The following is a 12007-nucleotide window of genomic DNA, read 5'->3' as shown; positions in this document are numbered from 1 at the left end:
ATACCTATTGCTATTACTGTAACTATTGCGAATAATAATCCATAAGCTTTTGCAAATCCTGTTTCACCAAATCCTTTTTCGATGTAGTATGCAGGACCTCCACGATATTGTCCATCGTGTTCTTCTTTATAAAGCTGACCTAAAGTAGATTCTGCAAATGCTGAACCAGCTCCAAGGAAAGCGATTGCCCACATCCAGAATAAAGCCCCTGGACCACCCCAAGCTATTGCTGTTGCAACACCGGCGATGTTACCAGTACCTATACGACCTGCTAATGCTGTACAGAAACCTTGGAAAGAAGATATACCTTCATCAGATTTTTCACCACTAAGAAGTAATTTGATCATAGTTTTTAGGTTTCTTATTTGAGAGAATTTAGTTCTTAGAGAGAAATAAACCCCTGATAATAAGCATAAATAAACTAACCAGTTACTCCACACGACATTATTGACCGCGTTTACTATATTTTCCATAAAACCCCTCCTAAAAATTAAAATAAATAATATACCTAAGAGATTTTTTTTGATTAACATGTGCAATACATATAATTTTTTTTAAATCTCTTAATAAGATTATACTACATTTTTTACCATTTTTCTAACTTTTCTTACTCTTTTATCTATTTTAGTGAAACGTTTTCCTAAAAAACCTTTATATTTCAATACTTTGAGGGCGAAAAAAAATTTCCTTAATACCATAAGGAAATTACTAAAAAAGCTTTTTTTTGTAATCCAATTCACAAAAAACAATTAAGAATTTTATGAATTGATTGAATTTTCATTTATTTTATAGAATTATAGTTATTATATTATTGCTACCTTCATTTATAATCTTTTGTAGAGTTTTCTGTATTTTAAATCTTATTTCTTCTGGCATAGTATATAATTTACTCTGTAATTGTTCTTTAACTAGATCATTTAATGACTTACCAAACATATTTGACTCCCATATTTCACTAGGATTTTGTTCAAATTCGTTTAAAAGATATTTAACCATTTCCTCTCCCTGATTTTGGTTGCCCACTATTGGAGAAACTTCTGTCGAAATATCTGCTTTTATGATGTGAAGAGATGGAGCATTTGCTTTTAATTTAACACCATATTGCTTTCCTTGCTTTATAATTTCCGGCTCTTCTAAGCTCAATTCACTTAATGATGGCGCTACTACTCCATATCCGAAATTTTTAGCATCGTTTAGGGCAACTTCTATTTTGTCGTACTCTTGCTTTATTTTAGACAAACTTGTAACTAAATTTAACAGCTGACAATCCTCTTCAATTTTAAATCCACTTTTTTCTTCTAAAACATTGTAGAATAATTCTTGCTTTGTTCCAAGCTCAATATTGATTATCCCTTCACCTAGCTCTACGCTATCTACTGTAACACCTTTTAAAAATTCCAGTTCTTCAAATCCCTTTACTATTTTATCTATGTCTCTAATTTTTTCTAAATTTACTATGCATTGCTTTAATGTAGATATAATACTTTGTTTCACCCAGTGATCTTTTTCTAAACCTTCTACCCATTTTGAAATATTTATTCTTATCTCATTTAGAGGAAAATCGTATAAAACTGTCTCTAATATATTCTCTATATCAGATTCCTCCATTTGCTCCACATTTACCGGCAATATAGGTACTTCGTATTTTTCTTCTAATTCTTTTCTCAAGACTTGTGTTTTTTCTTCCTTTGGAGTTAGGCTATTTAAAACTACTACAAATGGTTTTTTTATTGTCTTTAGCTCGTTTATTACTCTCTCTTCAGCCTCTATATAATTACCTCTTTCTATTCCTGTTACAGATCCATCAGTTATTACAACCACCCCTATTGTCGAATGATCTCTTATTACTTTTTTTGTTCCTATTTCTGCCGCCTCTTCAAATGTCATGGCGTCCTTTGACCATGGTGTAGATACTAATCTTTGTTTACCATTTTCCTCGTGACCTAATGCCCCTTCAACTATGTATCCCACACAATCAACCATTCTAACTTTTAGGGATACAGAATCTCTGAGCTTTATTATTATACCGTCTGCTGGCACAAACTTTGGCTCTACAGTCATAATGGTTTTACCTGAACCACTTTGAGGTATTTCGTCTCTTGTTCTCTCTCTTTTGAAGTCATTTTCTATATTAGGTAAAACTAGTGTTTCCATAAATTTTCTTATAAATGTTGATTTTCCGGTTCTGACAGGTCCAACGACGCCTATATATATATCGCCTTGAGTCCTCTTGGCTATATCCTCATAAATATTCATAGTTATTCCCTCCTGTATACATTTCTTATTAAAGTATATTGAGAGATTTTGAATTTTATAACAAAAATATTAATAGCTATAAATTAACGATCTCAAAAAAGGTCGTATAAATTTCAACTTCTAATTAAAATCTATACGACCTTTTTATATAAATTAATTATGTACGAAACCGTGATTAACTACTTCTTCCATTTCATTTTTCTTATTTCTAGTCATAAGAGTTTTTACAGCTTCCTTTGGATCCACACCTTGGTACAATACTGAATAAATAGCATTAGTAATAGGCATATCGATATTTAATTCTTTACTGACTTTATATGCAACCTCTGTAGCAACAATACCCTCTACAACCATTTGTACTTCATCTAGAGTTTCTTCCAAGCTTTTACCTTGTCCCATAAGTATACCAGCTCTTCTATTTCTACTGTGCATACTAGTACAAGTAACGATTAAATCACCTATCCCAGATAAGCCCGTAAATGTTGTAACATTAGCTCCCATAGCAACTCCTAATCTTCCTATTTCTGTAATTCCTCTAGTCATCAAAGCTGCCTTTGTATTATCACCATATCCTAAACCATCACACATACCTGCTCCAAAGGCTATTATATTTTTTAGAGCTCCACCTAATTCGACACCTATTATATCTGGATTAGTATATACTCTAAGCGTAGGATTCATAAATGCCTCCTGTACAATTTCAGCTACTTTCAAGTTTTGTGATGCTGCAACTATTGTAGTCGGCATATATCTAGAAACCTCTTCTGCATGAGATGGTCCAGATAAAGTTACATATTCGTTATTTGGTAGCTCCTCTTTGACTACTTGAGATAATCTAAGTCCTGTTCCTTTTTCAAGTCCCTTCGCAACATCGACTATTATTTGTTCTTTTTTGATAAAAGGCTTTATCTGTCTGCTGACACTTCTCACAGCTTGAGATGGAACTGCCAATACTACTATTTTACTATCTTTTATTACACTCTCTAAATCTGTAGATATTTTTATCCCATCTGGAAAAACCACACCTGGTAAAAATTTAGAATTTTCCCTTGTCGTATTTATTTCCTCTGCTTGTTTTTGATTTCTAGTCCACATATCTACCTTATATCCATTTTTGCGAAGAGCCAGTGCAAGAGCACTTCCCCAGCTTCCTGTACCTACTACACACATTTTATCCATAACGACACCACCTAATATAAATTATTATTTTTTTTGACCAATTTTTCTTTCAGTTCCATTTAATAGACGTTTTATATTTGCTCTATGAGTGTAAACTACAGATGCTGACAAAAATAAAGTAACTACTATTCCCTTTGGATTGTGAACAAAAAACATCAATATTGGAGACATGCAAATACCTAAAACAGAACCTAAAGAGACGTACTTAGTAACTGCTACTATTACTATAAAAACAGCTAGACAGATAAGAGCTAAAACTGGATTTATTCCCAACATAGCTCCTAAAGAAGTTGCAACTCCTTTTCCACCTTTAAAGCCTAAAAATGCTGGCCAATTATGTCCCATTACGACAAATACAACTGCCACATAAGCACATGTCAATTCATCAGTATTAGTGTAATGAGCCAATATTCTAGCAAATCCTACTGCTATTAATCCTTTTAAAACATCTCCTCCAAAAGTCATTGCGCCTGCCTTCTTACCCATAGTTCTGAGAACATTTGTAGAACCTGCATTTCCAGAACCTTGAGTTCTTATATCCACTCCTGCAAGCTTTTTACCAATAATATATGATGTTGATATATTACCTAAAAGATAGGCAACTACTATTATAATTAAATAAACTAACATATCTGGCCCCCTACATATATATTATTTTCTTCTTTGTTTTTCTCTATATTCAAATTGTATTGAAGTCCCTTCAAATCCAAAATTTTCTCTTATTTTATTTTCAAGATATCTTTGATAAGAGAAGTGAGTAAGCTTTTTGTCGTTTATAAATAATGTAAACTTAGGTGGTTTAGTTCCAGTTTGTGAACCGTAGTAAATCTTAAGTCTCTTACCTTTATCTGATGGTGGTTGATTAAGCATAACTGCCTCACCTATAACATCATTTAATGCAGATGTAGTAACGCGTTTTGCATGTTCGTTAGCTACAGTATTTACAGTTTCTAGTACCTTGTCCATTCTCTTGTTAGTAAGCGCTGAAACGAATAAAATAGGCGCGTACATCATGAATGGGAATTTTTCTCTTATATCTTTTGTATAATTACCTAATGTTTTGTTGTCTTTTTGTACTAAATCCCATTTATTTATTACGAATATACATCCTTTACCTTCATCATGAGCTATACCTGCAACCTTAGTATCTTGCTCTGTGACACCTTCTGTCGCATCTATAACTATTAAAACCACGTCAGCTCTTTCAACTGCACTCATAGCTCTAATTACACTGAATTTCTCAACTCTTTCGTATACCTTGCTTTTTCTTCTTATACCTGCTGTATCTATTAGTAGATATTGTTGTCCATCCTTTTCAAAATATGTATCTATAGCATCTCTTGTAGTACCGGCAATTGGACTTACTATAACTCTATTTTCACCTAAAAGATTATTTAATATTGAACTCTTACCTGCATTTGGCTTACCAGTTATTGCTACTCTAATTATATCTTCGTCGTACTCAGTGTTTAATCCTTTAGGGAATTGTTCTACAACCTCATCTAGTAAATCCCCAAGACCCATACTATTTGCACTTGATATTGGGTATGGATTACCTAAGCCTAGCTCGTAGAAATCGTATATATTGTCCATTTGTTTTACACTGTCGATTTTATTTACAGCTAGTAAAACTGGTTTATTTGTCTTTCTAAGTATTTGTGCTACTTCTTTATCCGCCGCAGTAAGACCTGCCTTACCATCTACGACAAAAATTATAATATGCGCCATATCTACAGCTAGCATAGCTTGATTTCTCATTTGAGATACTATTATATCTCCATTGTCCTTTTCTATACCACCAGTATCTATTAGAGTAAAATATTTGTTTAGCCATTCTACCTCTGCAAATATTCTATCTCTTGTAACTCCCGGTGTATCTTCTACTATTGATATTCTTTTTCCTGCTAATTTATTAAACAGCGTCGATTTTCCTACATTCGGTCTACCAACTACTGCTACAATTGGTCTATTATCGCTCATTTTATTCTCCCTTCTAGTTTATTATTTTATCTACAAATATTTTTCCTTCGTTTTCACAAGGTATGACTTTTACATTTAATTTTTGTTCAAGCTGTTCTAATGTTATATCGTCTAAAAATACTTCTTCATCGCCCTTTAGCATAGATCTAGTTATATAAAGCGCTTCTCCTAAATCCTCGCCATCTAACTGTTTTATAATGTCTGTTGCTGTTATAAGCCCTGATACCGTAATAGTATGTCCGAAATAATCGTTTACTATTTTATAGACGTTTATCTTTATATTTTTAAATTTTTTCATTATTTTATCTGCCATATCGCATATAAATTCATAGGCCGAGCTTCCTGTAGCTATTGAAACGATTTTTTCGATATCGTCATTTTCTTCTAAAGTATCTAAATATCTGACGATTTCTGTACCTTGCTTACAAATCATACCTACACCGTCTTCAAATTGTAAAAATCCTTCATATTCATCATAATTTAATAGCGGTCTTTTTGCAATTATATAAAATTCATCTGATAAAAACGCAAATCTAGTATTTAATTCTTTTAAATACTTATCTTGTAATCGATGTACCTGATCTATAGTTTGATTTGCTGTTTCATAATTAAATATATCTAGTTTTGCTAAATTTTCTCTGTATCTTGTAACGCCTACAGGAACTATCGCAACACTGTTTACATATGGATATAAACTAGATAAATCGACTAAAGTTCTATCTAATTCCTCTTTATCATTATATCTAGGACATAAAACTATCTGACAGTTCATTTCAATCTGTGCATCTGCTAGCCTTTTCATAGTTTCTAGTAATTTTCCAGCATGCTTATTGTTTATCATCTTTGCTCTAAGCTCTGGATTTGTAGTATGCACTGAAATATTTATCGGACTTATTCTATATTTTATTATATTTTGTATATCTTCTTCACTCATATTTGTCAAAGTTATGAAATTTCCTTGTAAAAAAGAAAGTCTTGAATCGTCGTCTTTGAAATAAAGGGTTTTTCTCATTCCCTTTGGAAGTTGGTCTATAAAGCAAAATATACATTTATTTCTGCAGCTTTTTGCCTTATCTATTATAGGGTTTACAAACTCTATACCTAACTCTTCATCAAAATCCTTTTCTATTTCATATATATAGACTTCTCCATCTCTTTTTTGTATTTCTAACTCTATATATTCGTCGCTTATTAAAAATTTATACTCTATAATATCGTGAACTTTTTGATCATTTACAGCTATTAATAAATCTCCTACTTCTATTCCGATTTCCTCGGCAATGGAGTCTTTATAAACCTTACTTATTATGTTATTGCTATTTTTTACATTCACTTCCATAAACTTTCACCCTTTTCTTAAAATACATCACTTTATCATATCGTATAATTTTAAGTTAGTCAAATACTTAAATTTCTATACATAAAATTTAATGTTTTACGACTATTAAAGTCTCCTTTCCTATTTGATGTACTACTCCATCTACGCATTTTGCCATAAGCATCGCCTTCTCCTGCATGTCATCGTCGTCACTCGCATAAAACACAGGACATCCTCCTGTAAAGCTCATATTTCTATCTGTAGTTATTACCGCCAATGTAAAATCGTTTATAGATATATTTGACATATTATAGACCTTCCTTTCCTCCTATTATATAATTTTTTAATGCTAAATTTTTACCTTTAGCACTTGAAATTATTGGACATGATTTTATTACGTTTATAATAGCTTGCTCATCTTTTTCTATCGGTAAGTAAGCTATTACAAGACTTTCATTTTTAGGGTTTCTCCTAGGCAAAGGAGTAAAAACAGGTTCGTTTTTTTGTCTGTAAATACCCAATCTACTGTATAGGTTATAAGCTATTGTCTGTCTTTGACCTGGATTTTGTATTATAGAAGCGTTGATATAGCTTTTATCTTTGGGGATTATCTCTATTCCGACACCGTATTTTAAAAACCTATCCCTGTCCTTTTTTAATCCAACATTTGTTATTCCACTCAGATCACCTACTTTTAGGATGCTTTCATTTTCAAATCCTATATCTACAATTTTTACATCTGCTATATCTCCAATAGAATCTCTTCTCATAACCCTTTTTAAAATAAATGCCAGTGCAATCCCAACTACAGTACTAATTATCAATCCGATATTTTGAGATATATTGAATTCTGAAGTAATCAAATAATAAAATCCAACTGTCGCAAACGAGGTTATTATACACATATAATTTCTGACCTCGTATGTTTTAGCTATTTCTTCTATAAATGCATTACCCCTCTTTACTAGTTGCTTTTTTTCTAATTCACTTAAAGTGTCTCTTCTATTTTCTCTAACTTGTCTAAACTGCTCTCCCGCTAGAGATAAAAATGTAATCGATGTATAAGACCTCTCAATCAACGCTGGAACTAGCAAAGCTCCCAATGAGGACGCTACAAAAGCCAATACAAGCTGTGAAATCAAAACATTAGGCTGTGTCGGGTATTGTTTTTGATCTAGATTTAGCATAATCAATCTAGTTATTATTCCTATTATTATTCCTATAAAAAAAACTTTGTCCATTTTTCACCTCTCAAATTTTATCAAGCTTTACTGCTTTATTAAATTTTTATAATCGCTCTGTTTTCCTTTCGATACTTCTAATATAGGAGTGCTCGCTGCAACTTTTTTTATAAGCTCCATATCATTTAAAATCGGCATGAATACAATCAATACACTTTTTGTTTTTAAATCTACTTTAGATGTTGAGACTATATCGTGTTCATCTACATCCTTATCTACACCAGTATGAATAAATATATTATGTATAATTGCATCTCTCTGTCCTAAATCGTTTACAACGCCAAAATCCTTTCTGTCCTTTGGAACTACTTCGATTGCAATTCCATTTTTTAAAAATTTATCTCTAGTCGATTTAAGTCCTATATTTGTTATCACAACATCATTGACCTTCATTATAGGTCCCTCGAAATAAATTCGAGCTTCTTTTATATCGGCGATATCGCCTATACTATTTCTTCTGAGTACCTTTCTAAATATCAGCCCCACTATCAAAGCGGCTAAAACTGCAGCTCCTGTACAAATCCATATACTAGCATCAAATCTCTTCGAAACCAATATATAAGTTGTAGATGCAAATAAAGCCGAAAATAAACTGACATAACTCCTAACCTCATAAGTAGAAGATATTTCTTCTATATATGCTACACCTTTTGGAACTAATTCATCATCATCGATATTATTCAAGGTAATCTTTTCCTGCTGAGATAAGCCTTGAAACTGTTGAATTCCTACTGCTAAAAATGTAAGAGCTGCAAACTCCTTATCCATAAGCGCTGGAAATGCAATAGCTCCTAATGAAGAAGTAAGCCCAGCCATTATAATCTGCTCTATATAATCTTGTGGTCTCATAGGATACTGTTTATCGTCTATTCTAAGTACTAAAAACCTACACAAAGTCCCTAATAATACCGCTACTATAAATGAATGTCTAAACAAAGCTTCATTTAATACACTCTCGGTCATCTTAAACTCTCCTTTACAAAATTCTATTTAAAATTATTTTGCGCAAAAGAAAAAATCTTATGTAAAATTTCTATATATCATAGATTTATTTACATAAGATTTTCGATTTGTATTTATTATTTTGTTTCCATAGGGATTGTAACTATAAAATTACTTCCAATTCCTAAAATACTCTCAACTGTAATATTGCCGCCTAGTGATTTTACCATATGCTTTGTAATGGCAAGACCAAGGCCTGTTCCTCCAATATCTCTACTTCTGGCTTTATCGACTCTGTAAAATCTCTCAAATATTCTATCTAGAGATTCCTTTGGTATTCCTATTCCATTGTCTTTAAATTCTATTACTATATTTTGATTTTTTCTATCGTAATGCTGTCTTACTTCAATTCTTCCATTTTCAGGTGTATATTTTATACCATTATCGACTAAATTTAAAAATATTTGTTTTACATTATCTCTAAATCCTAAAATATGTACATCCTGATCTTCAAAATCGTGATCGACAGTTATATTTTTAGATGAAGCTATATACTCTGTTATCTCGTATACTTCTTTAAACACGTCAAATAGCTTTACATCCTCATAAGATAAATCCTGACCGTTTTCAATTGAAGAAAGCAGTAATATATCTTCAATTAGACCTTTTAATCTATTTGATTCCTTTTCAATTATATCTAAAAAATGATTTCTAGTATTTTTGTCTATATCATCGTTAATCTTTAAAGTCTCTACAAATCCTGTAATAGAAGTCAGCGGTGTCTTCAATTCGTGGCTTACATTTGCCACAAAATCCCTTCTCATATTTTCCAATTTAACAATTTCTGTTATATCCTCAATATTTATAATAGATCCTATTATTGCATGTTTTGAATCTTGGAGGTAAACAGGGTCGATTTTTATTCTATAAACTATATTATTTTTTAAATTTAACTCAATTACTTCATTTTGGGTACTTCCTACGTATTTTTGAAATACCTCTAATATATTTTTATCTTTTACAACATTTTTAAAATTCAAGCCTTCTAAATTAATTTCTGTATCGCTTTTTAACATTTCTTTAGCTATATCATTTATAAGAAGAATTTTTCCCTTTATATCAATCGCCAAAATCCCATGAGATATACTCTTTACTATTGACGTCAATTGAAGGTGCTTGTATTCAACCTCTTCAATTGTGCTATCCATTATCTGAATCATATAATTGAAATTTTTAGATAGCTCTCCTAATTCACCTTTTACATATGTATTTAATCTCGTATGAAATTCCTTATTACTTACTTTTTTAGAAACCATTGTAAATTCCTTTAAGTACCTGCGCAGAGTCACTGTATATCTTACAAGCAAAATAGCTAAGGCCGTTGTAATAAGCAACACAAAGAAATATGCTTCATTTAACTGATACAAATTTGAATCCATAAATATTACCTCAACTTTTATAATTAAATTATCAGTATAAAAATTTAATTAATTTTATATCCAATCCCTCTAATAGTTTCTATGTATTTTTCTCCATCGTTTTCGATTTTTTTTCTTAAATATCTAATATGAACATCTACCGTTCTTGTCTCTCCAAAATACTCATATCCCCATACTTTATCCAATAAAAAATTTCTAGATAGAACCTTTCCTCTATTTTGAAGTAACAATTTAAGTAAATCAAATTCCTTAATTGTCAAATCTATCTTTTGATCCTTTTTAGTAACCTCATGCTTTATCAAGTCCATCTTTAAATCGTTTACACTCAATACATCCTCTACCTTATTTGCAGTTATATTATATCTTCTAAGTACAGAGTTTATTCTAGCCAGTAATTCCTTTATTCCAAATGGTTTTGTTATATAATCATCTGCACCTTCTTCTAGACCCTTTACCTTATCTCTTTCCATATTCTTTGCTGTCAACATAATAACAGGTGTCTCATTTAATTCTTGATCATTTCTTATCTTTTTTAGTACTTCCATTCCACTTATATTAGGTAACATCCAATCTAAAAGTATTAAATTAGGTTTAAATTCTTTTGCCTTGTGATATCCCTCAAAGCCATCCTGTGAATAATCAACCTTGTATCCATTTACTTCTAAATTGAACTTCAAAAGCTCTACTATATGCATTTCGTCATCTATAACTAATATTTTTTCCTTCATAATATTACCCCCTTATTTTATTTCAATGAAGGTTCCTATTCTCTTTTCTGTCTTATCGTGTTTTCTATAGGAAAAGAATTTATCACAGTTACAACTAGTGCAAATATTCATATTTAATATATTCGACTCCAATACTCCAAATTCTTTCAATATATATGTATTAATTTTCCATAAATCAAGATAATACTTTTCACCTTTTATTTTATATATTTTTTCGTCGCTATTTGTAACGAGTTTGTTAAATTTTTCAACTAAATCACGAGAAACCTCATAGCAACAGCTTCCTATAGAAGGTCCTATAATTGCAATTACATCTTCGGGATTTGTATTGTAATTATCATTCATAGCTTTTAGAGTCTTTTCACATATTTTAGCATATGTTCCCCTCCAGCCAGCATGTGCAAGCCCTACAGCCTTATTTTTTGTATCGACTAAAACAACAGGTACACAGTCAGCTGTTAAAATTAAAAGAGGTACATTTTTTTCATTTGTTATAATAGCATCTCCATCGATTATTTGCCCGATATTATTTCTATCGACTTTATTTACTATATCAGAGTGAATTTGTTTGTTTTTGCTTAAGTTTTTTAAAGTAAATATATCTTTAAATGTCTTTTCTATATCATCTCTATTCTTTGCATCTATATTACTAGTTGTAATGGCTATTTTAACAAAATCTAATTCCTCCATACTAATTTCTAAATAATCATTTCTATCTATTACAGCTTGTGTCATATTAATCACCTTTCTCCATCAAAATATTTTTTAGTTCGCTTACAAAAGTATTTATGTCTTTAAATTGTCTATATACAGATGCAAATCTAACATATGATACCTCATCTATATCCTTTAATTTGTCCATAACCATCTCGCCGATTTTGTTAGTGCTTATCTCTGTTATATAATTTTTATTTATTTCATTTT

The 12007-nt window shown here is 31.1% G+C and carries 13 protein-coding genes; all 13 read right to left on the bottom strand.

Going from position 1 to position 12007, the window contains the following annotated elements; translation table 11 throughout:
• A partial coding sequence (locus tag SPD90_RS15195) for an alanine:cation symporter family protein (protein WP_320925789.1) occupies positions 1-473 on the bottom strand: 473 nt, incomplete at its 3' end.
• Between the two features lie 313 nt (positions 474-786).
• Positions 787-2262, bottom strand: coding sequence for a stage IV sporulation protein A (gene spoIVA / locus SPD90_RS15190; protein WP_320925790.1), 1476 nt, complete (start codon positions 2260-2262; stop codon positions 787-789).
• A 147-nt stretch (positions 2263-2409) separates the two neighbouring features.
• Positions 2410-3435, bottom strand: a complete 1026-nt coding sequence (locus SPD90_RS15185; RefSeq protein WP_320626647.1) for an NAD(P)H-dependent glycerol-3-phosphate dehydrogenase — start codon at positions 3433-3435, stop codon at positions 2410-2412.
• Positions 3436-3459: 24 nt separating this feature from the next.
• Entirely contained in the window at positions 3460-4065 is a 606-nt protein-coding gene (plsY, locus tag SPD90_RS15180; protein ID WP_320626648.1) for a glycerol-3-phosphate 1-O-acyltransferase PlsY, read from the bottom strand.
• 21 nt (positions 4066-4086) lie between these two features.
• The gene (der, locus tag SPD90_RS15175; protein WP_320626649.1) at positions 4087-5415 is read right to left on the bottom strand and encodes a ribosome biogenesis GTPase Der; all 1329 of its coding nucleotides are present in this window, start codon (positions 5413-5415) and stop codon (positions 4087-4089) included.
• Positions 5416-5428: 13 nt separating this feature from the next.
• Complete coding sequence (locus SPD90_RS15170; RefSeq protein ID WP_320925788.1) at positions 5429-6754, bottom strand: DUF512 domain-containing protein; 1326 nt, start codon at positions 6752-6754, stop codon at positions 5429-5431.
• An 88-nt stretch (positions 6755-6842) separates the two neighbouring features.
• Positions 6843-7040, bottom strand: coding sequence for a capping complex subunit for YIEGIA (locus SPD90_RS15165; RefSeq protein ID WP_320626651.1), 198 nt, complete (start codon positions 7038-7040; stop codon positions 6843-6845).
• Position 7041: 1 nt separating this feature from the next.
• Positions 7042-7974: a YIEGIA family protein gene (locus SPD90_RS15160; RefSeq protein ID WP_320925787.1), complete on the bottom strand. Its 933-nt coding sequence runs from the start codon at positions 7972-7974 to the stop codon at positions 7042-7044.
• A 27-nt stretch (positions 7975-8001) separates the two neighbouring features.
• The gene (locus SPD90_RS15155; protein ID WP_320925786.1) at positions 8002-8937 is read right to left on the bottom strand and encodes a YIEGIA family protein; all 936 of its coding nucleotides are present in this window, start codon (positions 8935-8937) and stop codon (positions 8002-8004) included.
• A gap of 116 nt (positions 8938-9053) precedes the next feature.
• The gene (locus SPD90_RS15150) at positions 9054-10355 is read right to left on the bottom strand and encodes an ATP-binding protein (RefSeq protein WP_320925785.1); all 1302 of its coding nucleotides are present in this window, start codon (positions 10353-10355) and stop codon (positions 9054-9056) included.
• A gap of 44 nt (positions 10356-10399) precedes the next feature.
• Positions 10400-11083 (bottom strand): response regulator transcription factor, encoded by a 684-nt coding sequence (locus SPD90_RS15145; protein WP_320925784.1) that lies wholly within the window; start codon positions 11081-11083, stop codon positions 10400-10402.
• Between the two features lie 12 nt (positions 11084-11095).
• The gene (gene pgeF, locus SPD90_RS15140; RefSeq protein WP_320625244.1) at positions 11096-11818 is read right to left on the bottom strand and encodes a peptidoglycan editing factor PgeF; all 723 of its coding nucleotides are present in this window, start codon (positions 11816-11818) and stop codon (positions 11096-11098) included.
• Position 11819: 1 nt separating this feature from the next.
• On the bottom strand, positions 11820-12007 hold a 188-nt coding region (locus SPD90_RS15135), incomplete at its 5' end, for an ATP cone domain-containing protein (protein ID WP_320925783.1).

The organism is Intestinibacter sp. (genome assembly GCF_034113885.1).
Lineage (GTDB): Bacteria > Bacillota > Clostridia > Peptostreptococcales > Peptostreptococcaceae > Intestinibacter.
Note: the sequence above shows the minus strand (reverse complement) of the source record. Positions and strands in the feature narration are given on the sequence as shown.

Excerpts from the sequence above, each read along its gene's own strand:
- SPD90_RS15160 (WP_320925787.1), bottom strand. The coding sequence starts at position 7,974 with ATGGACAAAGTTTTTTTTATAGGAATAATAATAGGAATAATAACTAGA.
- SPD90_RS15155 (WP_320925786.1), bottom strand. The coding sequence starts at position 8,937 with ATGACCGAGAGTGTATTAAATGAAGCTTTGTTTAGACATTCATTTATA.
- SPD90_RS15170 (WP_320925788.1), bottom strand. The coding sequence starts at position 6,754 with ATGGAAGTGAATGTAAAAAATAGCAATAACATAATAAGTAAGGTTTAT.
- SPD90_RS15185 (WP_320626647.1), bottom strand. The coding sequence starts at position 3,435 with ATGGATAAAATGTGTGTAGTAGGTACAGGAAGCTGGGGAAGTGCTCTT.
- der (WP_320626649.1), bottom strand. The coding sequence starts at position 5,415 with ATGAGCGATAATAGACCAATTGTAGCAGTAGTTGGTAGACCGAATGTA.
- plsY (WP_320626648.1), bottom strand. The coding sequence starts at position 4,065 with ATGTTAGTTTATTTAATTATAATAGTAGTTGCCTATCTTTTAGGTAAT.
- SPD90_RS15145 (WP_320925784.1), bottom strand. The coding sequence starts at position 11,083 with ATGAAGGAAAAAATATTAGTTATAGATGACGAAATGCATATAGTAGAG.
- SPD90_RS15165 (WP_320626651.1), bottom strand. The coding sequence starts at position 7,040 with ATGTCAAATATATCTATAAACGATTTTACATTGGCGGTAATAACTACA.
- SPD90_RS15150 (WP_320925785.1), bottom strand. The coding sequence starts at position 10,355 with ATGGATTCAAATTTGTATCAGTTAAATGAAGCATATTTCTTTGTGTTG.
- pgeF (WP_320625244.1), bottom strand. The coding sequence starts at position 11,818 with ATGACACAAGCTGTAATAGATAGAAATGATTATTTAGAAATTAGTATG.